The organism is Paraburkholderia sp. Ac-20340 (assembly GCF_017104965.1).
In the GTDB taxonomy this organism is placed as follows: Bacteria; Pseudomonadota; Gammaproteobacteria; order Burkholderiales; family Burkholderiaceae; genus Paraburkholderia.
In genome coordinates, this window is record NZ_JAAGPR010000024.1 from 90,898 (window position 1) to 114,936 (window position 24,039).

Here is a 24,039-nt window from a genome sequence, read left to right on the forward strand (position 1 = left end):
GATGCGAACACCCGCCACTCCACGCCTGACCCGGCAGCACTTTGCCCTATACCGCGGCTGGCTGGAGGGCGCGGCGCTCGAGGGACTGCACGCGGCGTACGGCGAAACGGACACTGATATCCGGCTCACCCGCCGGATGATCGCGACGATGCGCGATACGCTGGCCGTCGTCGCTCGCCGCGCGCGTGACATCGAGGCCGCCCACCTGCTACGCCTGCGCCCCGGCAGCCTGCACGACAAACTGGCCCCCGCGGAAATGCACGGGCGCGACGATCCCCCGTCACTGGAGGATTACCGCGCCCAGGTGGACCCGGACGGGTTCTATGGCGAGGCGGAACTGCTGGACCTGTATCAGGCAGATTTTCCGCCACAGGCGTCCCCCAGCATCGACCGGAAAATCGCCCGCAACGCCCGGCTGCGCCAGCGCCAGGCCGCCGCGCTCGCGCGCATGGAGCAGGCGCTGGCCGAAGATCCGGCTCCTGAACACCCTGTCGACGGCTGGTTCGAACCGTCCGTTGCCGCCCGCCTCTGCGCCGCGGGCGTCCCCACGCTGGCCGACCTGCTGGCCCTGATCGACCGCCGCCGGCAGCGCTGGTACACGGCCGTCCCGCGCCTCGGGCCGAAGGGTGCCGCCCGCATCGTGGACTGGCTGGATCTGCACGCCGCTCCGCTGCGGCATGAATTCTCGCCCCTGGCGCTCCACCCCCGACGCTCGCTGACGGCAGACCATCCGGCGCTCACGCGCCCGACCGTGGTGGCCGACATCGCGCCGATCGAGGCCTTTGCCGTACCGGTGGAGCTGGACGGCAGCACGGGCAGCAACCGGGCGCCGGTCCCGGCAGGGACAGCGGCGGCGGGGCAGGAATTCCGGTCCGACATCGAGGCGATCCGCGCGTGGATACGTGTGCGCGGCGTGAACAGCGAACACACCGTGCGCGCCTACCGGCGCGAGGCCGAACGGCTGCTGCTGTGGGCCGTCGTGGCACGGGGCAAGGCGTTTTCGTCACTCAATGCCGGCGACGCCGACGCCTACCTGAACGGCTTTCTGGCCGATCCGCAGCCGGCTGCACGCTGGGTCGGGCGCGCCAAGGCCGAACGGTTCGATCCGGCGTGGCGCCCATTCACCGGGCCGCTGCCCGTGTCCAGCCGCGAGACCGCCCGGAAAATTCTCTCCGCCCTGTGCGCGTGGCTGGTCAAGGTCCGTTACCTGCTGGCCAATCCGTTCGACGCGCTGCCCCGCCTGCAGGTGGCGCGCCCCGAGGTGGACACCCACGGTCGCACGCTCACCCACGCGCAGTGGCGGTATGTCCTGCAGACCGTCAGCCACCTGAACCCCACCCACGCCCAGCAGCGCGACGCCTTTGCCCTGCTCTTCGCCTATGCCACCGGCCTGCGCCGCGCCGAGCTGGCCACCGCCACGCTGGGCGCGCTCGACCGGAAGGGACTGGACGGCACGCTTGATGACGCCTGGACGCTAAAGGTCAGGGGAAAGGGCGGGAAACCGAGGGTCGTGCCGATGCCAGGACGGCTGATGGAAGCGCTGCGCGCCTTGCTGCGGCTCACGCCCGGCGGGCCGCTCACGCTCGACTCCTCCCCGCGCGACATGCCGCTGCTGGTGAGCACGACCACTGGCCGGGCCATGACCGCCGACGGCATTGGCCTTATGTACAAGCGAATCTTTGCCCAGGCGGCCGCACGGCTGGAAACCCGGTATCCGGGCGCCGCGGCCGACCTGCAACGGGCCAGCACTCACTGGTTGCGCCACACCCACGCGAACCACGCCCTCGATGCCGGCAGCGACCTGCGCGACGTGAAGGACCAGCTGGGCCACGCGAGTCTGGGCACGACCACGCTCTACACCAAGGGGGACGCCGCGCGCCGGTACGAGTCAGTGGAGCGTTTTTTTGACGCGGCGCTGGACGCATCAGCAACTGGCCTGACGCCCTGATCCAGCCGTGGCCGCTGCTGCGGTCCAATTGGCTTCATCAGGGTTCTCGGTGGAAATGTCCGGCGCATTCACAAGGGCGATTCTGCCCTGCCCTAGGCAGCACCTGCCGTGATCCAGTTCAAAGGTGACGGCCGACGTCCATGCGCTGGTGGAGGACCCGGATCACGTCCAGTGTGATATCCGTCTCGCGCCAGAATACGATGTGCGATCCCGCCGGGTACTGGAAGACCCCGTCGCGCACCAGGCAGGCGCGGCCGGCCTTCTCGCCCCGCGCCAGCGCCTCCATGGTGGAGACCAGGTCGCGGTGATAGCGGTCGGCCTGCCCGGGCGACCAGTGCGCGGCCGTGTAGCGCCAGATGTCCTCGAGGTCGGACTGGGCCAGCGGCGTCAGCCGCAGCTGCCGCGCCCTAACGGCCATCCAGGTCGCCGTGCGTCGCACGCATGCGTGCGAGGAACGCCTCGCTGTCGAACGGTACTGGTGCGCCCGACGCCTCGCCGGCCTTCAGTGCTTCCTGCAGCGCCCGCACCTGCGTTTCATGCGACTCGAGCAGACGCAGCCCGGCGCGCACGACGTCGCTCGCGGAGCCGTACCGGCCTGACTGGACCTGTGTGTCGACGAAGTCGGCGAAATGCTCGCCGAGCGAAACCGACGTGTTGCGGGACATGGGCACTCTCCTTTCTATCGCGCCCATCATATACCAAACTTTGGTATAAGGCAGCCGGAACGCGCCTTGTGGCCGTCTGCTTGGCTGCCGCAATGCAGACCCATCTACATTCTCACGGCGCTGCGATACCCACGCCACACGCGCTGCCTGTCTTCGATGCGTCGTGCAGGCGATCGTAGCCCAAGACAGCCACAGTCCGGACAATGGCAGCGAGCGACGGCCGTTTGGCTTCATCACTCATACGGGCCTTCGGGGCGCCCGGCGTCAGGAGTTCGGCGGCCGTCGCCAGCCGCACCCTGCCCTTGCGGATTTCGCGGGCGAACCAGTGCATCCCGGAGGCCGGCATCGTGCGTTCGATGCCTTCGTCGGCGCGGACGGCAACCAGCGATCGTGCGTCATGGCTGACGACGAATCGGGCTGTCAAGGACACATCGACGTAGGTTTTTCCGGCAGCCTCGACAAGGATGCGATCCAACTCAAGCACTTCCGCCTCCTGCACCTGGCGTGCTTCGGATTCCGTCGTCCGGAGTTGGGTTTGCCGTCGGAAGTCGACCGGTCGAGCGAGCAGGCGCGTGAGGTAGGCACGTGGCCAGGTGGCCTGCTTCAGGTGCTGCCACGTGGCTTCAACGACGTCAGACAGCCGCTTGCCGTGCTCTCGCGCCCGGCGCATCAGGAAAAAGATCAGCTTGTCAGAAAAGCCCAGCGACCGCAGGCGCTGAAGGTCCGCGGGCGGTTGACCGGCTGGATGTCTTTCTTGAAAAGCAGTTGGGGAAAGATCTTCATGTATACGGTCTGCCAGAGTGGCACACGGGGATGCTGATTCGGTTTTCGGGGAGTCGGCTGAGGCCGGGTCAACGTCCTCACCGTTTGCAGAAGCCGCGGATGCGCGGGGTTGGCGGGACTGGACGGGAAGGTCGTCGCAGTACCCCAGCAGCCGGATGGCGGTGTCGGTGAGATACAGATATGCGCGGTCGAACTGGTTTTCCATGTCGCGCCCCTGCTCGCCGCGCATGATCAGCCCGGCCTGCTCCAGGTCGTGCAGGCTGCGGTAGAGCGTGCGAGTGGATTGCCGGGCGCGTTCAACGAGTCGGGCTCGGCCAATGAAGATCCGGCCGTTGGGCTTTTTGCGATCGACGGTGCGGGCGAGGGCGGCCAGCAGGTCGCACGCGCGACGGGGCAATCCGGGAATGCGGGCGGCACGGTACGCGGCGCGAAAGATTACCCAATGGAGATTGACGCGATCACACGTGTATTCGTGTGCCGCGGATTCATCAATTTCTGCGAGATGAGTTTCATCCTCGCAGGCAACGGAATGTTGCGCGATAGACATAGCGAGCGTCCATTTCTCTGAAAATGGATGGCCAATGCTTGACTGCCTATCGCTTTCCGCTACACTCAGAGGTGTCTAAGCTCTCCCGGTTCCAGCCGGCTGAGTGAGTAGCGGGGCACGATTTCAGTCGAGCCCAATTTTGCAAAGGCCCTCGGTTCCAGCCGAGGGCCTTTGTCTTTCAGGTACCCAGATTGTTAGCGCATCCCGTCATCCTGAGTTTGTAAGTCATTGATTTATAAGGAGTCGCTAGAAGCGACTCTTGCTACCACGTCTCGCTTAATCGCTAAGTGTTTGATTTTATTGGAGTCGCTATTAGCGACCTTCTTCGGCGTTTTTCTCTTCAACCTCACGCCGGATAAGCGTTTCAATCCTGTCCGCCCACATCTGTGCGGTTGCCTCTGCGTCGTCGGCACTGCCGGCAAATCGCAGACCGATCACTCCGCTCCGGACTGAGATGTCACAGAGCTTCTTGCGCCCGATTGTGATCGTGCGGGTCAGAGGCGCCGCCGCTACTTTTTCTCTCTTCGGCTTGGCGAGCTCAAGAGCGCGCTTCTGGGTCAATGATTCGTCGGTGACGAGCGCTCGAATCGCCTTCACCACTGCCTCGGCGTTCCCATCAGTCGCGAGCGCAGCAAAATCTTCGGCAGCATTGCCCCCAACCCGGTCTGGCCGCCGCGCAATTGCGTCGCGAGCTTCTTGTGGCAATTTTTCGAACGAGAGGATGCGGGAGACGTGCTGCTTAGTCAGTCCAGAGGCTTCGATAATTTCAGAGCGGGTAAACCCGGATTCTTCCTGTAGCCGCACGAACTGCCGAAACTTCTCGAAGTCTGGCAAAGATGGAGCAAGCAGATTTGAGAAGGTTGCCCCCATCTCCGCGGATTTGGCGTCACCAGTGAACGGCACGCCGAGGATCGTCGTCCGCCCTAGTTCATCTCTGTATATCGCTACCCGGTTGTTACCAGAAACGATCTCGTTTTTGCCATCCCCGAGGGGACGGAAAACGATCGGGTGGACCAACGGATTGCGCTGAAGGTTTTCGCGCAATTCGCTATATTCCACCGGCGAGAGAACTCTCCTGCGTCCTGGTACCTCAACGAGGGTAGAAATTTCGATCTCAGTTGTGCCTGCGCTTAGGTTCGATTGCTGAAGGCTCTCGATTTGTCTACGAGCGTCTTCGAGTTCGACCTTGACTGCCTCCGCAGTGCGTTCGGCAGCTAGAGCACGGTCCTCAGCCTCCACAATGCGGCTAGTCGCGCTCATTAGGCGGCCAGGTGAGGTCAGGGCAGGCCCGCCCTGACTTGGTGCCGGTGCGGTAGTCTCTTTAAGTTCGATCCCGGCCGTTCGCTGCGCAAGACGTTTCCCGATACTCATTGCGCCGACTCCTTCGCCCAAGCTGCGATCAGCTGGTCATCAAGGTATTCGGCCAACTGGTCGAGTGGCTCGCGTAGCCTTGCATAGGTCGAGTTTCGAACTTCGGACTTGGGAAGATCGTAAATTGTGGACAACATCGCCGAGGCGTCCTGTTGAATCTTCGACTCCGGGATGATGTACGGAAGCACATGGTCGCTGTACGCCATACGCAGCCAACCCTGTACTGCCCTTGAGGTATCAGTGGTGCGTGCCTTCGTCATAATCACCTTCACGAAGTCATAGCGTTTCTTTTCCTTGAGGCCAGGCAGGTTGCTGCCGACGTCGGAGAAGAGACTCCAAAACTGGGTGGAACTGGCGAAATCAAGCCCCTCAGGCGGGCATGGCATCAGGATGGCATCCGCCGCAATAAGCGCGTTGATCGTCAGGTAGCTGAGGGCAGGAGGGGTGTCGACGATGACAACGTCATAGTCTTCGATTAGCGGACGTACACCGTCACCACTAGAATTCGTCGCGTCCGATTTGAACCCCTTGTTGATGATGTCCCAGAATTCAAAACGCGGGTCATGCAGCACCTTCGAAGGGATCTCAAATTCAGCGTCAAAGAGCGCGGCGGACGCCGGAATGAGGTCCAGGTTACGCCAATACGTGTTCCGCACAGCGTAGTGCAGTGTTTTCTGGTCGCCATAAATAAGCGGCAGTAGCGTCTTATCTTCTGGAATCTCGGCTTCAGGCGCGTAGCCACATAACTGCGTAGCGGACCCTTGTGGGTCGCAGTCTAAGATGAGGACGCGACGACCGAGCAAGCTGAGAGCTTGTGCAACGGACACGGCTGTGGCTGTCTTTGCGACGCCGCCTTTGAAGTTTGCGATCGCATACACGCGCCCGCGCGCCGCGGTTGGGCGTTTCGGACGCTTCGATGTTGCTTGAATCCACGTTATCGTCTCGTCTAGCGTGTAGACCTTTGCTTTTCCATTCCCGGGTAAGGTGCCGGGCGGGAGTTCACCTTTGCTTGCCAGATACCGCTGCTTTTGGCGGTCGATATTGCAGAGCGCCGCCAGAGCTGCTGTACTGAAAACCGGCGCCTTCTTGCGAGGATAGGGCTCGAGCAATCGGTTTCGGATTTGCCCAAATGCGTCCTTGGCCCGACCTGATACGCCAATCAACGCGTCGAACGACACGGATTGGTCGACCTCTGGCAGGTGGGTAATCAGTATGTCGTTGGCGGTCACGGTCGCATCCTCAGGTTACCCGAACTTCCGCAGGGTTTTGGGGTGGAAGTCGATTAACCGTGAGGATAATGGCTGACCGAGTAAACTTCAAGTAAACTCTGAAGTGTTGATTTCTCGGCCGCGTCCAGCACGGATAGTGGATTGGCACATTTCCACACAGTTCGGTTGACCGGTACGGCCTCTTGATGCTTGCTGATGGTGCATCTACGGACAGCACTTCTAAGCAGGACAACTCACCGCACTGAACCGACACCACGCTGACACCTTCGCCCAAACGCCGTGATAACTTCAAGATGCCAGATTGCTCTTGCTTTTTACGCAAAAGTGTGGGCTGGGAGGCTGGCTTTGTGGACGCCCGCTTGTCGCACGAACGCGGCTCTGCTGCGTGACGGATAGTGCGTCCGAGCGGTTCGAGTGCCGTATGGTCTATCTAACCGTGGCAGCCACGAACCTGCGCATAATTGCTCCGAGGCAGGGTTCGAATAGGAGAGGCACCGAATTCATGTATCGCTTTGAAGACTACGACCTCATCATTGATGCACGGTGCGAGCGCGAATACGCGGAGGATCATATTCCGGGGGCAATCAGCCTTCCGGTGGTGAACAACGAGGAGTACGCGGAAGTCGGTACCTTGCATCGAACAGACAAGATGCATGCATACCTGATTGGCGTGTCCTACTCGTTGAAGAACATTTCACGTCATCTGGACACTGTAATTGCCAACCACTCTCGCCGCTGCCGGATCCTGGTCTATTGTTTTCGTGGCGGCAAACGTAGCCGTCTATGGTTCGATGCGCTAGACACCATCGGCTACAAGGTTGACCGATTACCTGGGGGATGGAAAGGCTACCGACGTTGGGTCAACGAGCAATTGGAGAGTCGTCCGCGCGAATTCTCTTACATTGTCCTTTCTGGGCCGACGGGTTGCGGTAAAACGCGTCTGCTTGACCAACTGACCCTTGAAGGGGCGCAGGTTCTGGACCTTGAGGCGCTTGCCGCGCATCGCGGTTCTGTTATCGGTGCAATCCCCGGGATCGAGCAACCGACACAAAAATATTTCGACAGCTTGCTCCTTCAGAAACTTTCCACATTCAATTCAACTCGTCCAGTATGGGTCGAGGCTGAAAGCAAGAAAATCGGCAACGTTCAAGTGCCGCTGACCCTGCTCGAAACGATGCACTCGACAGGCACGCTGGTGCAGGTCCGTGCCCCGATGGAAGAGCGCGTACGGTTATGGCGCGAAGACTACGCACATTTTGAAAGCGATCCTGAATCATTGCTCGATCGGCTCGCCCATCTGCGGAGCCTCGTGGGCGGGAAAGAGGTTGAGCTATGGCACGAGCTGGCGTCGGCACGAAGGATTCCCGAATTATTCGAACGCCTAATGATTGCTCATTACGATCCGAGCTATGCACGCTCAACGAAACGGGTCTATCAGTCGATCCCCAACGCGCCCTCCATTGAGCTCCAGAATCTACAGCCCGACACTCTGAACCGAGTTGCTCGAGACATGATCGAACGCTTCGGCTGATATTGGATGACGTCGGGTTATCTGACGCTCTGAATTTATTGCGGATTTATCGAGCCTCATCCGGCTCCGAAATGAGGTAGTTACCTCTTTTATGCAGTCTGGTTTAGCCGATGTATCTGGATGTAACAGCATTGGCGTCCCTTGCGACCGGCGCAGTAACGTCGTACGAAATGAATTTTGGTCTTGACTGGACAGATAGTCGAATCAGGATTATCCGGGCATGTGTACGACGATCGAGGACCGCATCATTCTGCTTCTGGATGAGCGGACTAGGCTTGGACAAACGGATGGCGCACGGGGGCGAGGAAGGCTCCGGCGAGTCGTCGACTCGTTGACGGAATTCATTCAAGTTCCCGAGCCGGGCCGAGGTTATTTTGAGCGGCTCACCGAATACACCGGGATTTCGACGCAGCGGTGGCGCAAGGTATTCCATAGGCGTCAGCGACCGACGCCGGACATGATCGAAGCGTTGGCGCGTCTCTTTCCGCAGTATGCATTCTGGATAGCGACGAGGATAACGGATTCGAGTAACGGCCACGTTGCTCCCGCAAACGCCCAGACGTTTCCCGAGCGGCCGTACGTTGAGGCAGACGCCGCTAACCAATACTTTCGCCGCTCGATCGTCCTTTTCCGCCGCCTCTTTGAGGAAGCAGAAGTTGAGTTGAAGGATGACCAGGCCCGTATGCGAGCGGCCACGCGAATGCCGCCCGTGGCGCGCTGGCACGACGGCCCTTTAGTGGACGCTGCATATCGCGTTGCGCAGTCGGACGAGTATGCCCAATTGCGGGAGATCTGGTTTTCAAGGGAGGACGCCCGGTCAGCTAACCTGCGCCGCATTTGGTCTGCGGCTCGCGAAGGTCGACCTTGGAATCGCGGACGGCGCAGGGCGCAAGACTCCGATTCTGGAAAGGATCCGCGAGCAGCGCATCAGCATCTCCGGGACCTTTACTTTGCTCCCCGAACACGGCAACCGACGCGGTTTGCATTGAGTGTGCTGAATACATCGCCAGCGGCTCTCACGGACGAGCAGGTGATCCGATTGCGGTCATGGATCGAGCGAATGCAGGGCGAAGATCTGTTCGTCTTTCTTGCGTATCTCGAACATCACGGAATCGCGCGTGAGCGCATATTTCCTTTGAAACCGGCACGTGTGCGTTACGCGTGGTTGGGCATGGAGGACGCTGAGATTGGTCGGTTCATGGCGTACTTGAAGGGGGTTCGCTTAACCACTTCTAGGACCTGTACTGGCAGAAGGATCGCGCAGCAATCGGGTGCTTAGTGGTAGTGCGCCGGTACCGAAATTACAGTTGGACTGCAAACTATGAGTGAGTGTCTTAGCATCGTGTGTCCGGCTTGCGGCATGGTATTCGGTGAGGATGGGTGGGAGGTCCTGACCGAGAAAGAAGTTCATCAGATTACCTGCAAGGCATGTCGCAAGGTCTTTTTCACGAGTTGGTTCGAGTGCGAAGCTTGCGCTGCCGACAATTTAATTTCCTCGCCATTTGCGCAAGACTGCCTTGATCGTAGATGCAGGGAGTGTGGGTACCACCCCGGTGATATTGGTGAGGATTATGAAGAATCTCATCTTTGAGCGGGACGTTGGCGCTCCGACAGAGCGCGTCGGAGTCCGCCTGTATCGTGTAGCAACGGGATTCATTGCCGAACGTTTTCTCGTTCAGGGTGACCGGACCGTCGCGGTGCAGGTTCTTCCCATGTTGGTGCGCGATGATTTTGAGGGATTCGCGGCGGCCGATCCGCACTATTCCGTGATGGAGTACATCTACGGTGAAGTTCGGCAACTGGTTTGGGGTAGTGAGGTTGGCAAAGCACGTTAAGTAGGACGGCAGTTATGGATCTGAGCGTTGATGACCTGTTGAACGCCACAGACGAGCTTGAGTTAGCCGAGCTTGTGAAGCGCGCGATTCAAACACGTGGTGCGGAGTCGTTCGTGTTCGTCTCCCTGCATCCATCGGATTTTTCCGATAGCCGATCGACCTATCGATTCCTGATTGGCTGCCGGCCGGAGTGGTGCCAACTTTACAATGCAAATCGCTGGTACCTCACCGATCCATGCCTTGAGTATGCGCGGTCGAACACGGCGCCGTTACTAGGCTCCGAACTGCCTGTTCGCACGGCAGGTCAACGACGCATGCTGGAGGTGGCGGCGGAATATGGTTTTCGCAGCGGCTACGTCGTTCCAGTCCACACAAGCGAGAAGGGGCGCATCGGCATCCTTTATCTCGGATCTGACCTGCCGCCAGAAACGATGGAGGCAAAATTCCACGAAGCGCGCCCGCTTTTTCGCGCCCTGGCACTGGAACTTCTCGAATGGTCGTCCCGTGCGGTGAGAGAAGAAGTGATGCAGGTCACGGGCCTGACACACGACGAGCTCCGGCTCCTCGGCCTGGTAAGGACGGGTTTCACCGCCGCAGACATTGCCGCCGAATTGCAGGTATCGTCGGTGACTGTCTATCGCCAATTCCAGCGCATCAATGAAAAGCTCAATGTTGCGCGCATCACCGCAGCGGTGAAATTCGCGGAAGAGCATGACCTCCTTGCGTGACAAGCCGGGGTGGTACTTGTTGTCGTGGGCAATCCCGGTTTCAGCTATTGTCGCGTTTCAGTGTGATCACCCATGGGTGTACGTCGCCGGCCTGATAGTTGCAATCCTTGTCTTCGATGCGTTGCTTGGTGAGCATATCGGGACGGGTGACGGACAAATCGACGGCCCTACGGTCAGTCATGTGGTTCCTGTCGGGTTTATCTGCTTGTGGGTGGTTGCGGTTCTCGATTCGGCATCTCGAATCAAGTATGTCCCCGCGCCGGAATTTGTGGGTCTTACGGTGGTATGCGGCGTTCTGAGTGCGTTTGCGATGGCCCACATTCACGAGGTCATGCATGGAGACGGTCGCCTGGGAAGATGGGCTACCGATATTGGGATGACACTCGCCGGATATCCGCACTACCGGTTGGTACACGAACTGCATCACGCCAACGTCGGGGATCCCCAGTTTGGGTCAACGGCGCATGTTGGCCTGCCGCTTTGGAGGCATGTGGGGCGTTCCTTTGCCAGATCATCGCTTGCGGCTCTCGCTGCCGATCGCCGGCGGTTGGCCCAAGGGCGAAAGCGCAGGCTCGTGTTTCCAGCCTCAGCGTGGATCGGAACTGTGTTCGTATTTCTGACGCTTGGCGGCGCGCGCGGCTTGATGTTCTTTCTTGGCCAAAGTGCAATTTCCATCTTCGTCGTGGAAACGATCGGCTACATCCAGCACTACGGCCTTGTCGGTGGCGGCGATCCTGTCGCATGGAACGTCCGCTCCTGGCTCTCCAACCGGCTGTTCGTGAACAATGGTTTTCACGCCCATCACCATCTCGACCAAACACTCTCCTGCAGGCGTCTCAAGTGCGTTGGCGTGACGCTGCCAGCGGGATACATGCACATGTTCTTCCTCGCGCTTTTGCCACCGCTCTGGTTTTCGGTCATGAACCATCATCCAGATATGCCGTCGCATCGGCGTAGCACCGATACGCACGAAAATCAAGAATAAACGAGCATCTTGAAGTTATCAGGCTGTTTCGGCGAGAGTGTCAGTGCGGTGTCGATTCAGTGTTGCCTTCGATTAACAACGTGTTGAACAGCACGGAAGTGCGTGAGAGGAGGGGGAATGAGTGACATTGTTCGCTCACAGTGTCGACTCCCCAGGGAGCTCAATGATTGGCTGGCCAACCGCGCGAAGCTTGAGTCTCGCTCGAAAAACGCTCAGTTGATCGTCGAGCTTCGCGAACGCCGCGCCGCGGTCGAGGGAAGATGCCTGGACTTCGCCCTGGATGATTCCGTGGATGCGCGTAACTGAAAGGAATGGTGTCTTCGGGAGTGCGGCTGAGGCCTTCCGCTCTAGTGCCGCGCGGCCGCCTAGTTGTCACTGGCAAGCAGTGTCTGGAGCCGCGTTGCGATGGTATCGACTTCTTCGGCCGTCAGGATGCTCCGCAAGGGGATGCGCCCTAAAACCTCGGCGAGCTGGTTCGCCGTCGGCGCCGGCACCTTCGCCTGCGCTATCACATCCTCGGGCATTGACAGGGCGCGACTGAGCTGTGCAACCGCCTCGGCATTCAGAGAGCGCCCGTTCGCCCTGGCCGTAGCTTTGAGCTGAAGGTGCAGCGGACGCGGCAACCGGAACTGGGAACGAATGATGTCATCCATAGGTGCAGTATTTGACACTACGAAGACACTACCGTATAGTGCCACGAAATGGCACTATAGTGCCAAGGCAGCCGGGGCGATCCCGAGGCGATTGCTTTGTGCGACGCCAAGGTATTCGCAAGGTTTGCTGACTGCAGGATGGAACTGTTTTGGAGCACATCCGAATGCCATGACCGCACCCGCGGTGGTGGCCCGGATCAACCGCAGAAGATATCGAGGTTGCCATGATGCCGATCGATTTCAGTTTGCTAGCGCAACAGTGTGCTCCGACTGTCCATCCGACCACGCTGAAGGCACTCGTTCGCACGGAATCCGGCTTCAATCCCTATGCAATTGGCGTGGTCGGCGGCCATCTTGCGAGGCAGCCCCGCAATGAGGCGGAGGCCGTAGCGACCGCAAAGGCGCTTGACGCACAAGGCCTCAATTTCAGCATGGGGCTCGGACAGATCAATAAGGCGAACCTGGCCCGCTATGGACTCACCTACAGGACTGTGTTCGATATGTGCGCCAACCTGCGCGCCGGCGCCGACATCCTGAGCCGCTGCTACGCCAGGGCGGCTGGGAGCATGGGAGTAGGAGACAGGACGTTGGGTGCGGCTATCAGCTGCTACTACAGCGGGACTTTCACGCGAGGTTTCGTTGCCGAAGCCGACGGCACGAGCTATGTCCAGCGCGTCGCGGCCAACGCGCAGCCGGCCGCCCAAACCACCGTCGTGCCGGCGATCCCCGTTGTGATGAACAGGGCGGCGACACCCAAGTCCGATCGCGCGCGGCCGGTACGCGTGCGGCGTGTGACTGCATCCGATGGCGACGCGGACAACGACACCGCAGCACGATCGCATCCGTCGTGGGACGCGTTTGGTGACTATCCATGCGACGGTGACTCGTGCAATTGATGTAGCTGACCCGCTGGCCGGCGGATATCAATGGCAACCTGACGGAGGAATTATGTTTTTCGGCACCAAGTTGAATTACGCGAAATCAGTACAACTGATTAATTACGCGTCGCGCATGAACATGCGGCGTATCGCCTGCCATGCTCTCGTTGCATCCATCCTCTGCAGCATCGTTGGACCGCACCGGGCGTTCGCCGGCGGTCTGGATTCGGCGACGCAGGGTGCGACCACATTCAAGATCTGGCTCTACAGTTTTCTTGGCATCGTGGGTGCCTGTGTCCTGATGTGGAAAGGGGCCGAATGCTGGGCAGATCGTGCTCACTGGAGCGAATTCGGTGTGCTCTGCGGAAAGGTCGCGGTGGTGGGCTCGGTCGTCGGTGTGCTCGCCCCCTATCTGTGGAACATGTTTTCCTGAGCGCGCCATGTCCGACGAGAAAACCCGCTATCCCGGTTTCAACGGCCTGGGCCGCACGGCCGGCATCTGGGGCGTGCCGTATATGGCCATGCTGGTGGTGGTCGTATGTTCCATGTTCGTTGGCGTTATCGCAGGGGCGATTCTCGGACCGGGCGGTTTGGCGTTTGCATTCCTGGGTGCACCAGTGCTCCTGTACTTCAAGCAGGTGTGTGAAACGGACGATCAGGGCCTGCGCATCATGTGGCTGGAGATCCGCTGCCGTTTCTACTTCCGGATGCAGAAGCTTCGGGCGTTCGTCAACGCGAAGGGCGCCGCTCTGCGTTTTGGCAACACACTGACGCTGGCCCCGCTGCGCTTTGGGAGGCAGCGCCGCGTTTACCGGGCGTTCCTGACGCCCCTGCCGCGCGGCACGCACCGCCTGCGCGAACTTGATCAGGAGGAGCCGTGAATCAGAAGCCCGAGGTTTCAAGTGACATTCTCGGCGGCCTGGGCGCGGTCGAGGACTGGCTGCCGACGTTCGGCCATCCGGTGACGAGATACGTCCAGCACCTCGGGGGCGACCGTTTCATGGTGACCCTCTCGCTGAGTGGTATGCCTTTCGAGGTTCACGAAAACCTGGCGCTTGAGCGCACCTTCGATCGCGATACGGAAACGTACAGCAAACTCGGGCGCGATTTGGGCGGTCGCCTCGGTTACTGCACGACGTTTGCCCGCCGACGTGTGAGTTTTGAACGTGTCTACCGGTTTCGGGAGCGCTTCCAGCAGTGGTTCGCGCGGGAATACATCGCGCGGTTCAGCAATGCGCGCTTCTATGAGAACCGCTATTACCTGTCGCTGATTCTCAAATACGAGGACTTCGACGATGGTCTGAAGGAAATCGAGTCGCTTGCGAGTCAGGCAATGCTGCAGTTCGCCGGTTACGACGCCGAGCTCCTTGATGTGTATCCCCGCACGCACATGAACGGCACGCAGATGCTGTACTCGAAGCAGTACGGCTTCGTCAGCGACATCGTCAATGCGGTATGGATTGATACCGCGGTTTCAGCGGAACCGGGAATGGATGTCATCCCGTCGAGCTGGCTTCATTTTGGCTACAACACCATGGCGATCCGCGGGCCGGGCGTCACACCGGGACGACAGTTTGCAACCTGTCTGGATCTGCGTGGCTTTCCGGACAGGCCTGGCTGGGGGCAACTGAACGCACTGCTCACACTGCCGATGGAATTCACCATCACGCAATCGTTCAATTGTCTGACCGGGTATGACGCAAACCGCACGATCGATTCCGCCATCAACAGGCTGGAGTCGGCAGGGGACAAGGCCGCACACCAGATCAAGGAGCTGCGCAACGCGCAAGGCTATGTCAACACCGGCGAGTTGAGCTTCGGCGAGTACCACGGCGCGGCCGTGGTGTATGGGGCAACGGCAAAGGAAGCGATCGCGAACGGAGACCTGTTTATTTCCCGTTCGCGCAACGAGTGCGGTGTGGAATGGATGACCGCCACCGGATCGGCGCCGTTCACCTATTTTTCCCAGGTTCCGGGCGCGAAGGTCAAGCCGCGGCCCAAGGTGCAGTCCTCGCGCAATCTGGCCGCGATGAACGCGTTTCACACCTACTCGACTGGCAAGGCGGAGGGTAATCCGGTCGGCGACGGCTCCGCGATCATTCCGTTTCCCACGCTCGCCAGCAATGCCTACGATTTCAGCTTTCACGCGACGCGCATGGGTGACATCAATGTAGGCGAGAAGGTGGCCGGCCATACCGAGGTGAAAGGCACGACCGGTGCAGGCAAAAGTACAGTTATTGCTGCCACGGTAAATATGCTGATGCGGTTCGATCCGATGCTGTTCGTGCTGGACAAGGGGCGCGCATGGGAGCCCGTGATCCGCATGATGCGCGGGGCGTATGTTCATGTGGTGAAAGGTGAGCCCACCAACTGGGCGCCGTTTGAACTGGCCGATACGCCGGAAAACCGCGCATTTCTCTATACCCTCGTCGGGTTGTGTGGTCGCAAGAACGGAGTCGATCAACAGGGCCGACCGGTCCAGCTCCCCCTGACGGCCGAAGAAGCGAAGCAGTGCCAGAACGCCGTCGATGCCGTGATGGGCATCGAAGATGTGCGCCTGCGCCGCTTCAGCCTCCTGCTGGAGAGTATCCCGGACGAAGGCGGCGATTGCCTGCGTGAGCGTCTGTCGCTCTGGTGCAAATCCGCGAACGGCAAGTTCGCATGGGTGTTCGACAACCCACCGAACCCGGTACGGAATCTGACCGAACAGCGCGTTATCGGGTTCGACGTTGAGGCATTCCTTGTTCCGGACTACGAGCCGTCGGAGCCCGTATTTGCATGGCTCTTCCATCTGAAGAAGCTCATGCGTCGTGAAGGCGGGCTGATGGCAACGGTCGTAGAGGAATACTGGCTGCCGACCCGCTTTCCGACGATCCGTGAGCAGATTGAGGAAACGCTGGCCAGCGGCCGGAAGGAGGGTGAATTCATGATCCTCCTCACGCAGCAACCAGAACAGGCACAGAAGGTTGCGGATCTGTACCCGGCGCTGCGCAGCCTTATTGCCACCAAGTGCTATCTCGCTGATGAGCAGGCAGAAGAAGCTCCCTATCTACGCGACGGGATGACAAAGAAGGAATTCAGCAAGTTCAAGACATTCACGAAGGACTCGCGTCTCATGCTGATCAAGCAGGGCAACCAGTCGGCGATCGCTCATTTCGATCTGCGCGGTATGGACGATGCGATTGCGATGTTCTCCGGCGATCGAGAGAACGCGCGGATTCTCGACGATGTGCGCTCCGAAGTGGGCGATGACCCGGACGCATGGGTGCCGGCCTATCTATATCGCGTTTACGAGCGCAAGCAGCGCTCGCGGCTGATTGCAAAACACGGTAAGGACGAACTGATATGGATTACTGAGCTATATACGCTGCTTGCGGAAAAGCGCGTGGCGCTCGAGGCGATCTATGGGCCTGTTGCGCACGAAACGGCTGCGCTGGCCACAGTTTGAATTTCAACCCGAATGGAGGTAGCCGTGAAACCTGAACTCGCCTTCTCGACCGCTTTGCAGAGTGGGCTGCGTCGCGCGCTCCCTGCTATTGCCATCCTGTTCGGCGCGTCGGCGGGGCACGCCCAAGGTGTGCCGACCATCTCGCCGGCCGAGCTCGCCCAGCAGATGGAGATGGTTCAGCAGTTGGTTCGGCAGGTGCAGAACCAGGAGGCGCAGTTCCAGGCCATCACCGGCAACAGCAGCATCGGCATGATGCTGAACAATCCGTCGTTGCGCAACTACCTGCCTGAAGAGTGGCAGGACATTTACTCGCAGGCGAAGTCAGGCGGCCTGCCCGGCATCAGCTCGACGATGCAGAGCATCGAGCAGCAGGAGGGCATGACGGGCGCCGCCACGGCGGGCCAGCAGCGCTATTACGACACGCTTGCCGCGAACAAGGCCATGAACGAGCAGGCGTACTCGGCGATCATGGCGCGCTTCAGCAACATCCAGTCGCTCATGCAGCAGGCGAACCTGACGCAGGACCCAACCGAAAAAGCCGATCTGCAAAACCGCATGGCGGCCGAAGAGGCCCTAGTGACTAACGACCAGACGCGTCTGCAGCTGACCGCGAAGCTGCAGGAGGACGAGCTCAAGCTTGCTCAGGAGCAGCGCGATCGCGAATTCGACAACGCTTTTGTGGGGAACACCAATGGTCAATAAGGCACTCCTCGGAACCGTCATCACCCTGCTGGCCGTTATCGCAGGCTATCTGGGCTACCTCGCGTGGGACCGTCATCAGCACAACCTCCAGGAGGAACAGCAGCAGCAACGGGACCTGAAATTCGATGCCGCGATGCTGGGTACAACGCCCGAGAAACTGGCGGCACAACGTAAGGCGCAAGGTATCAATCCGGCCAGCGACGACGCCGCGGCGAGCGCCGCCGGACTGAAATAGCATCAGCGGTTCGCCGTCGTTTGACTGAGGTAGGAGGTGTCCGTGGTCTCTGTCAACCTTTTCACGTCCATGACGAACACGTTCGAGCAGAACGTGCTGAGTACGATTTCCTCCGGCTCGACGAGGATGATTTCTCTTATCTCGCCGTTGATGGCTGTGTGTTTCAGTATTTACGTACTATTGATCTGCTGGGGGTACTGGCAGGGCCGCCATGACGATCCGATTGACGATTTTTTCAAGCGCGTGGCGCTCTGGGCTGTCATTCTCACGTGCGGCATGAACATCCAGTTCTACAGTGACTATGTCGTACCGTTTGTGAATGGTCTGGGCGAGCAGATCGCCGGCGCCTTGACCAACAGCGGCAATCCAATATCAGGCCTCGACGATCTGCTCAATGCGTATATCAACGCAGCGATCAATATCTACCAGCAGGCTTCCGGCCTCAGAGTCATTGCTGCAATCTGGACAATCGCCCTGATGATCATTTTCGGGGGCCCGTTCATGTCCATCGCGGTTGCCTACATCATCCTCGCGAAGTTTGCGCTGGGTCTTCTGCTGGCGCTTGGTCCGTTGTTTATATCGGCCGGGCTTTTCCCGCCATCGCGGCAATTCTTCTGGAACTGGGTGGGCCAGTGCATGAACTACATCCTGCTTGTAGCGCTGTTTGCCGCAGCGTGCGCGCTCGAGGTCAATTTCGCGATGGGCATCGTGCCGAATAACGGTCCCGTCTCGATTCCGCAGCTCATTGAACTCGACGTCATGGGTATCGCATTCTGGGTCATTTCGCTGAATTTGCCCGGTCTTGCATCGTCTCTCGCGGGCGGGGTTGGTATTTCGACGATGGTGGGCAAGTTCAGTACCGTCGGCAGGATAGCGGGTGCACTTGGAAAGGTGGGTGGGAGCGGAGGAAAGAGCGGAGCGGGTGGCTCATTGAGCGAAGCGAGGTAAGAAGTGAACAATTTTTTTCTGAAGCTTGCACGCTGGTGGTTGATTGCCGCAGCGGTCGCAACGGTCGGCGCGGTGGTCTCAGCGCTGCTTGTCAACACTGCGGCGCATTGGCTTCACTGAGCGATACGCGGAGGGGGAAGCAAAGATGACTGAACCAGTTGGCCATAGTCGCATGCCGGCGAGCGCCATCGCCATCGCCGTCGCTGTGGCGGCAGCGATCTCGATCCTCGCGGCGTGCAGTTCGCCACCGAAGCCCCCAGAGCCTACCGGCCAGTGGGTGCCCGTCAATCCGGTCACGGCGCAAGCCAGCCGTCCACAACAGAAGTGAGGATTGGATGTCCGCAATGATCAGACGGTGGTTTGCGGCGGCGATGCCGGGCCGCCGTCGCAAACCGGATGCCGCGGCGACGGCTATCCAGAAACAGCAGACAGCAACATCGGCGGATGCATCTGGCAACGATGCGGTGACCTGGTATCTGAACCAGGCGATGGCATTCGAACGGTCGAAGATGCGGGCGCTGGAAGAAAAGGCACGTATCGCCGATCGTCGCTCGGTGCTCTCGGGCGGTGTCGCTCTCGCGGCTGTTTTTTGCATGGGAGCTTTAGGATTACTGAAAAGGCCGAATCCACCCGCTGTGCTACGGGTGGACAACACGACCGGCAAGGTGGACGTGTTACCCACAACCGCGCATGGCCGCGTGACGTTCAATGAGAAGACCGACCGTCACGACCTCCACACCTATGTCCTGCTGCGGGAGGGTTACGACTGGGAAACCATCGAGGACGCCCACAAGGCCGTGATGATCATGAGCGATGACCGGGAAGGGCAGATCTACGACACGTTTATCCGCGGGCCAGCGGGTCCGCTCAAGATGCTGAAAGACCAGGCGCGCATCATTGCGAAGGTCGGCTCAATCACGTTTGTGGGTGCCACGGCACAAGTTTTCTTCTCGCGGCAGCTGGTGCCATTGAGTCCGGCCGCCCAGCGTCCCGATCCGACGTACTGGATTGCGACGGTGGCTTTCACGCGTGTGGATATTCCGGAGAAGCAGGACGAGCAGGATATCGACCCCGACGGCTTTCGCTGCACGAGCTACCAGGTCTCGCGCGACTGGACGCGTGCGCCCTCGGATGTCGCGCCCGGTTCCACCGCAACGCCATCGACCGGAGGCGCGGCATGAGCCTGGGCCGGTTTCCCATGCGGAAAGCGCTTGCGTGCGCTGTCGTTACGGTGAGCGCGCCGGCAGTCGCGGTTCAAACGCCGCACAGCTGCGGCGGCGATCCGCACGTGCAGTGCGCAACCTACGATGCAAACCAGTCCTATCGCGTGGCGACAGAAGCGGGAAGGGCGGTATTCATCCAGTTCGAGCCGGGAGAGAAGGTCATCGACCACGGTGCAGGCATCGGCGATACCAAGGCGTGGTCGCTGGGCATGACCGACAGCGGAGCGTTACTGAAGCCGAGAGCCCAGCAGCCCGAGACGAATTTCCTGATCGTGACGAACCGTCGCGTCTACGCCATATCCCTGGCTGATGCGACGGCCGCGCAGCCGGCGACGTGGGTGCTGCGCTTCGATTATCCAGACACGCGCGAGAAGGCGGCGTCGGCACAACTGCGCCGGCAGCAGGCAGTCACGGCGGCACTCGCGGGCGCGACGGGCAGTCCGATGCCGCGCGCATCAATGCCGGGCGGCAGGGCGGCGTTCCTGGCGACGCTGCAGGCCGTCGGCAACCCCGGCACTCAGGTGGCCCCAGTCGCTGTGGCCAACGCGTCGAACATGCAGTACATGATGCGCGGCGATCACGCTCTTGCGCCGACCGTCCTATGGGACGACGGGCGCTTTACCTACTTCAAGTATTCGACGACACGCGATCTGCCCACGATCTTCACCAAGCTGCCGGACGGTGACGAGGCGACCGTGAATTACCACATGGAGGGCGACACGATCGTCGTGCACGAGGTCTCCAGGGAATTCGTGATCCGCTACGGGCAATCGGTTCTGGGTATTCGCAACGACGGCTACTCGCCCGATGGCCATTCAGACGCATCAGGTTCGTCGCTGCCTGGCACAGCCCGGCTCACGCGGGAGCGTGACGCGTCCTTCAACCCTTCGAGTCCTGGCAACTGAACGGTGCACACAGACCGATGAAAGAGCAAAACGAAATCTCGAGCAGGCCGACCTCCGACACCGGGCCGGAACCGTCGCTGGAGCTCCCGGGGCGCCGCAAAACCCGCGCCGGCCGATGGAAGCTCGTGCTCGCGTTCATCGTCATCATCGGATTCGGTGCGGCCGCCCTCACGGTAGGACTCCAGCGCCTGGCCGACAGTCATCAGGAAGCCAAAAAAGCGGACGAAAAGAAGGCGCAGAACTCGGGAAATCACGACCCCGGTACGGATATTGATGCCCAGAAAGACCGGATCAAGCGTGATGAAGCGGCGCAGGCGAAAGCTGCGTCAGAAGCGGCGGCCGCGGCTAACGCGGCCTCGGAGGCGAGGGCGCACCTGGCGCAGCCTTCGGATACGGCGCAGCACGGCGGCACGGGTGGTCAGATGGCCGCGAACCGGCAGCGTCCGCTCACGCCGGCCGAGCGGCGCCTGCAGGGCAGCGTGCTCGCGCTGGGTGGCGGCGACACGGGTGCCGAGGCGGGAGATACGACAGAGAGCGGCGCAACGATGGATGCGTTCGGGCGCGGCAACAGTGCTTCCGGTGGTAACGACAGCAGCGCGGACGGCGGCCTGTCCGGCGCGGCGAGGTCGATGGGCCTGTCGGCTCTGCGCGGGCAGTCAGGAGGAGGTGGTGCCGCCCGCGCGACGCCGGCCACGGGCGATGGCAAGGGGAGTGCCCTTGAGCAGTCGCTGCAGCCTTCGAACCTGCAGTCGATGCAGGCGTCGTTCCGGCCAAACCGCCACTACCTGCTTAGCCGAAACACGATGATCCGCTGCGGACAGGCCACGGCGATCCGTACTGACCGCCCCGGCCTCATAGGCTGTCCGATTGCGCAGGACGTCTGGTCAGACGACGGCACGACGCTGCTGGTGCGCAAGGGCGCGATTGCCAAGGGCGAGACGCGTGATGCCGTGATGCAGGGGCAGGGCGTGATCGGCGCGATCTGGGACGAGATCGACGATGGCGACGTGCGGATTCCACTGAATTCGCCGGCGACCGATCCGCTGGGCGCGGCTGGCATTCCCGCCTACGTCGACGAGCACTTCTGGCTGCGCTTCAAGGGCGCGCTGATGGTGAGCCTGATCGGTGACTTCGGTCAGGCGCTGGCCAACAGGGCAACCGGAGCGGGGCAGACGATCACCTTCTCGAACAGTTCGAATGCGACCCAGGAGGTCGCTGCGGAGACGCTACGCTCCACGATCAACATTCCGCCGACGGCGTATTCGAACCAGGGCTCCGTGATCAACATATTTGTGGCGCGCGACGTGGACCTGAGCAGCGTGTACGAGAACGTCGGCGTGGACGGCAACGAGGTCGGTTCGACGGACCCGCAATGAAAGGAGGCGAGACGGTGACAACGAAGTTGCAGGTTCACTTTCCCGAGGATTTTCCGCTTCACGGCATCGATCGTGATGCCTTTGAGGCAAACTGCGAGATGCGCTGCATTACATGTTCAATGGCAGCCGCGTGCGGCAACTGGCCGATCAGGTTGATGCCCGCCGCGCGTTCACGCCCTCGGATGCGCTGCCGCTGCGCCGCATTGGCGACGAACACGCCTTCGAGGAATGTCTGTCCCTGGATCGCTGCCGGTTTGAGGACATGTCCTCGCCGCTGCACCGCCAGGTCCTCAATGCAGTGGGCGAGCGTCTGGGTCTGCCGATGGTGACCACAGTCGTCTCCACCTCATCGCTCGCACAGACGCTGCGCGAACTCGCGAGCAGCGTACCGGATGACCGGCAGTCGTACCGCGTGTCGGTACAGGTCGAGCCGCTGGTGCCTCCGGGCGAGGCGCACTGAAGCGGGTTGTAACGGGAGATACAAGGAGGCTTGCTGATGAATGCCGCAGTGATGATTGACGTCATCGAGAAAGGGACCATTGCGCGGAATTTCCTCAAGCAGATGGGCATCTCGAATTTCTTCGATACCGGACTGACCGAAGTCGCGATCAACCGTCCCGGCGAGATCTGGACGGAAGGTCCGCAAGGCTGGAAGCGGCACGACGCGCCCGCATGCACGCTGGATGCCTGCTTCAAGCTCGGAAATGCCCTGACGGTGGCCAAGGGGGGCAAGCTGTCCACGCGAGACCCGATCCACCCTGTTGTGCTTCCCGACGGCGAGCGCGGTCACGTGCTAATGGCCCCTGCCTGCGAGCGCGACACCCTCTCTATCACGATCCGCATTCCCTCAAAGGTCCGGTTTTCTGTTGGCGAGTACGAGGATAGGGGCTGGTTCAGCGACTATCGCGATGTCTCTCCGCGGCGTGACACTTCCCACCATGACCTTCTCCAGCCGTTCGAGCTGGCAATGCTAGAGGCACAAGGTGAGCGCAGCATCCGGCGCATGCTAGAGCTCGCTGTTGCAAACCGGCTGAACATCCTGATCGCTGGTGGTACCGGGTCGGGCAAGACCACGTTACACAAGGGACTGGTCGATCTTGTGCCAACCGATGAGCGAATCGGCACGATCCAGGACATCCCGGAACTGTCGTTACCGGAGCACCCTAACCACGTCCACATGTTCTTCAGCGACGAGCTTCCGGCGAAGGAGCTGGTGCGCTCGACCTTGCGCATGAAGTTCGATCGCGTGTTCATGGCCGAACTGCGCGGCGATGAGGCATGGGACTACATCACGCTGATGAACACCGACACGCCCGGCGGCATCACGACATTGCATTGCAATGGCGCGCGCACTGCGCACTCGCGCATCGCCACACTCGTCAAGCAGGGTGTGGTGGGCCAGACGCTCGACTGGCAGTTCATCGTCGGGCAGGTGCGCTCGACGGTTGATCTGGTGCTGTACATGCGAAAAAAGCGGCTTGCCGAGATCTGGTACGACCCGATCGGCAAGTGGCAATGGCTCGACGGTGCGGTATGAACGCCGTCGATCTCGACATTCAGGCCGCCGCTGAGGATTCTGCGGCATGCAAATGGAGGCCGCAGGGTGAATTCGCGCTCGTGCATCCAACCGGGTGGTCGATCGCGCGATATAGCCCGTCTGCCGGCCGGCGGTATCGCAAAGCACTGAGGAGCGCCATGCCGAAATATCTAAGGATCCTGATTCCGTGCGTCGTGCTGCTGGTGATCGAGACCGGCGCCGTGGCACTCGGCCAGTACGCCGGCGGAAGGCTCTTCGCCCTTATGGAGAAGCTGCCGCCGAACACGGTGAGTCTGTTCACGCTCTATGACTACTGGCATGCCTGGGGCGACGTACCGTCGGTCGTGCGCGCCCTGAGAGTTTGCACACTGCTCTCGGCGGTGATTGGTTGCCTGCCGGTCGCAATCGTGGGAGTGGCGCTCGCAAAATCGCGTGGTCGCATTGCGCAATTCGGCGATGCGCGCTTTGCCACACGCCGCGACATCGAGAAAGCCGGCCTGCTGGAGAAGTGA

Annotated in this window: 27 protein-coding genes; 21 read left to right on the plus strand and 6 right to left on the minus strand. The window is 60.7% G+C overall.

Annotation, left to right across the window (positions count from 1 at the left end; translation table 11 throughout):
* The first annotated feature begins 1 nt into the window (after window position 1).
* Window positions 2-1,948 carry a site-specific integrase gene (locus G3N59_RS25645; RefSeq protein ID WP_205985610.1) on the plus strand — a complete coding sequence of 649 codons (1,947 nt, stop codon included), beginning with the start codon at window positions 2-4 and terminating at the stop codon, window positions 1,946-1,948.
* Between the two features lie 118 nt (window positions 1,949-2,066).
* On the opposite strand, the gene G3N59_RS25650 is transcribed toward G3N59_RS25645, so the two are convergent.
* The 5 genes from G3N59_RS25650 to G3N59_RS25670 form a co-directional block, all read right to left on the minus strand.
* On the minus strand, window positions 2,067-2,366 hold the full coding sequence (locus G3N59_RS25650) for a type II toxin-antitoxin system RelE/ParE family toxin (protein ID WP_205985611.1): 300 nt from the start codon (window positions 2,364-2,366) through the stop codon (window positions 2,067-2,069).
* Window positions 2,356-2,613 carry a type II toxin-antitoxin system ParD family antitoxin gene (locus G3N59_RS25655; RefSeq protein ID WP_205985612.1) on the minus strand — a complete coding sequence of 86 codons (258 nt, stop codon included), beginning with the start codon at window positions 2,611-2,613 and terminating at the stop codon, window positions 2,356-2,358. Before G3N59_RS25655 ends, G3N59_RS25650 begins: the two co-directional genes overlap by 11 nt.
* Before the next feature lie 112 nt (window positions 2,614-2,725).
* Window positions 2,726-3,943 carry a Replication protein O gene (locus tag G3N59_RS25660; RefSeq protein WP_205985613.1) on the minus strand — a complete coding sequence of 406 codons (1,218 nt, stop codon included), beginning with the start codon at window positions 3,941-3,943 and terminating at the stop codon, window positions 2,726-2,728.
* 312 nt (window positions 3,944-4,255) lie between these two features.
* Complete coding sequence (locus G3N59_RS25665; RefSeq protein ID WP_205985614.1) at window positions 4,256-5,314, minus strand: chromosome partitioning protein ParB; 1,059 nt, start codon at window positions 5,312-5,314, stop codon at window positions 4,256-4,258.
* Complete coding sequence (locus G3N59_RS25670; RefSeq protein ID WP_346777933.1) at window positions 5,311-6,543, minus strand: AAA family ATPase; 1,233 nt, start codon at window positions 6,541-6,543, stop codon at window positions 5,311-5,313. Before G3N59_RS25670 ends, G3N59_RS25665 begins: the two co-directional genes overlap by 4 nt.
* Window positions 6,544-7,045: 502 nt before the next feature.
* Here G3N59_RS25670 and mnmH point away from each other — a divergent pair.
* The 6 genes from mnmH (at window position 7,046) to G3N59_RS25700 (ending at window position 11,928) form a co-directional block, all read left to right on the plus strand.
* Complete coding sequence (gene mnmH, locus G3N59_RS25675) at window positions 7,046-8,074, plus strand: tRNA 2-selenouridine(34) synthase MnmH (protein WP_205985615.1); 1,029 nt, start codon at window positions 7,046-7,048, stop codon at window positions 8,072-8,074.
* A 220-nt stretch (window positions 8,075-8,294) separates the two neighbouring features.
* The gene (locus tag G3N59_RS25680) at window positions 8,295-9,353 is read left to right on the plus strand and encodes a hypothetical protein (protein ID WP_205985616.1); all 1,059 of its coding nucleotides are present in this window, start codon (window positions 8,295-8,297) and stop codon (window positions 9,351-9,353) included.
* A gap of 292 nt (window positions 9,354-9,645) precedes the next feature.
* Complete coding sequence (locus tag G3N59_RS25685) at window positions 9,646-9,909, plus strand: hypothetical protein (RefSeq protein ID WP_205985617.1); 264 nt, start codon at window positions 9,646-9,648, stop codon at window positions 9,907-9,909.
* A 14-nt stretch (window positions 9,910-9,923) separates the two neighbouring features.
* Window positions 9,924-10,637, plus strand: a complete 714-nt coding sequence (locus tag G3N59_RS25690) for a LuxR family transcriptional regulator (protein ID WP_205985618.1) — start codon at window positions 9,924-9,926, stop codon at window positions 10,635-10,637.
* On the plus strand, window positions 10,621-11,622 hold the full coding sequence (locus tag G3N59_RS25695; RefSeq protein WP_205985619.1) for a fatty acid desaturase: 1,002 nt from the start codon (window positions 10,621-10,623) through the stop codon (window positions 11,620-11,622). Before G3N59_RS25690 ends, G3N59_RS25695 begins: the two co-directional genes overlap by 17 nt.
* A gap of 117 nt (window positions 11,623-11,739) precedes the next feature.
* Window positions 11,740-11,928 (plus strand): hypothetical protein, encoded by a 189-nt coding sequence (locus G3N59_RS25700; protein ID WP_205985620.1) that lies wholly within the window; start codon window positions 11,740-11,742, stop codon window positions 11,926-11,928.
* A 59-nt stretch (window positions 11,929-11,987) separates the two neighbouring features.
* On the opposite strand, the gene G3N59_RS25705 is transcribed toward G3N59_RS25700, so the two are convergent.
* Window positions 11,988-12,275, minus strand: a complete 288-nt coding sequence (locus tag G3N59_RS25705) for an Arc family DNA-binding protein (protein WP_205985621.1) — start codon at window positions 12,273-12,275, stop codon at window positions 11,988-11,990.
* 224 nt (window positions 12,276-12,499) lie between these two features.
* Here G3N59_RS25705 and G3N59_RS25710 point away from each other — a divergent pair, with 224 nt between their 5' ends.
* From G3N59_RS25710 to G3N59_RS25775, 14 genes are all read left to right on the plus strand, one after another.
* Window positions 12,500-13,171, plus strand: a complete 672-nt coding sequence (locus G3N59_RS25710; RefSeq protein ID WP_205985622.1) for a lytic transglycosylase domain-containing protein — start codon at window positions 12,500-12,502, stop codon at window positions 13,169-13,171.
* Window positions 13,172-13,223: 52 nt separating this feature from the next.
* Window positions 13,224-13,586 (plus strand): hypothetical protein, encoded by a 363-nt coding sequence (locus G3N59_RS25715; protein WP_205985623.1) that lies wholly within the window; start codon window positions 13,224-13,226, stop codon window positions 13,584-13,586.
* 7 nt (window positions 13,587-13,593) lie between these two features.
* Window positions 13,594-14,034, plus strand: a complete 441-nt coding sequence (locus G3N59_RS25720; protein WP_205985624.1) for a VirB3 family type IV secretion system protein — start codon at window positions 13,594-13,596, stop codon at window positions 14,032-14,034.
* Entirely contained in the window at window positions 14,031-16,601 is a 2,571-nt protein-coding gene (locus G3N59_RS25725) for a transporter (protein WP_205985625.1), read from the plus strand. The genes G3N59_RS25720 and G3N59_RS25725 overlap by 4 nt, the downstream gene beginning before the upstream one ends.
* Window positions 16,602-16,625: 24 nt before the next feature.
* Window positions 16,626-17,303, plus strand: a complete 678-nt coding sequence (locus G3N59_RS25730; RefSeq protein ID WP_346777934.1) for a type IV secretion system protein — start codon at window positions 16,626-16,628, stop codon at window positions 17,301-17,303.
* Window positions 17,293-17,538: a hypothetical protein gene (locus tag G3N59_RS25735; protein WP_205985627.1), complete on the plus strand. Its 246-nt coding sequence runs from the start codon at window positions 17,293-17,295 to the stop codon at window positions 17,536-17,538. Before G3N59_RS25730 ends, G3N59_RS25735 begins: the two co-directional genes overlap by 11 nt.
* Window positions 17,539-17,607: 69 nt before the next feature.
* Entirely contained in the window at window positions 17,608-18,486 is an 879-nt protein-coding gene (locus tag G3N59_RS25740; protein WP_205985648.1) for a type IV secretion system protein, read from the plus strand.
* A gap of 145 nt (window positions 18,487-18,631) precedes the next feature.
* Entirely contained in the window at window positions 18,632-18,814 is a 183-nt protein-coding gene (locus tag G3N59_RS25745) for a hypothetical protein (RefSeq protein ID WP_205985628.1), read from the plus strand.
* Window positions 18,815-18,821: 7 nt separating this feature from the next.
* The gene (locus tag G3N59_RS25750; protein ID WP_205985629.1) at window positions 18,822-19,667 is read left to right on the plus strand and encodes a type IV secretion system protein; all 846 of its coding nucleotides are present in this window, start codon (window positions 18,822-18,824) and stop codon (window positions 19,665-19,667) included.
* Window positions 19,664-20,614: a TrbG/VirB9 family P-type conjugative transfer protein gene (locus tag G3N59_RS25755; RefSeq protein WP_205985630.1), complete on the plus strand. Its 951-nt coding sequence runs from the start codon at window positions 19,664-19,666 to the stop codon at window positions 20,612-20,614. Before G3N59_RS25750 ends, G3N59_RS25755 begins: the two co-directional genes overlap by 4 nt.
* Window positions 20,615-20,631: 17 nt before the next feature.
* Window positions 20,632-21,990 carry a TrbI/VirB10 family protein gene (locus G3N59_RS25760; RefSeq protein WP_205985631.1) on the plus strand — a complete coding sequence of 453 codons (1,359 nt, stop codon included), beginning with the start codon at window positions 20,632-20,634 and terminating at the stop codon, window positions 21,988-21,990.
* A 112-nt stretch (window positions 21,991-22,102) separates the two neighbouring features.
* Window positions 22,103-22,450 (plus strand): hypothetical protein, encoded by a 348-nt coding sequence (locus tag G3N59_RS25765; RefSeq protein WP_205985632.1) that lies wholly within the window; start codon window positions 22,103-22,105, stop codon window positions 22,448-22,450.
* Window positions 22,451-22,486: 36 nt separating this feature from the next.
* Window positions 22,487-23,527: a P-type DNA transfer ATPase VirB11 gene (gene virB11 / locus G3N59_RS25770; protein ID WP_205985633.1), complete on the plus strand. Its 1,041-nt coding sequence runs from the start codon at window positions 22,487-22,489 to the stop codon at window positions 23,525-23,527.
* On the plus strand, window positions 23,524-24,039 hold the full coding sequence (locus G3N59_RS25775; protein ID WP_241024089.1) for a hypothetical protein: 516 nt from the start codon (window positions 23,524-23,526) through the stop codon (window positions 24,037-24,039). Before virB11 ends, G3N59_RS25775 begins: the two co-directional genes overlap by 4 nt.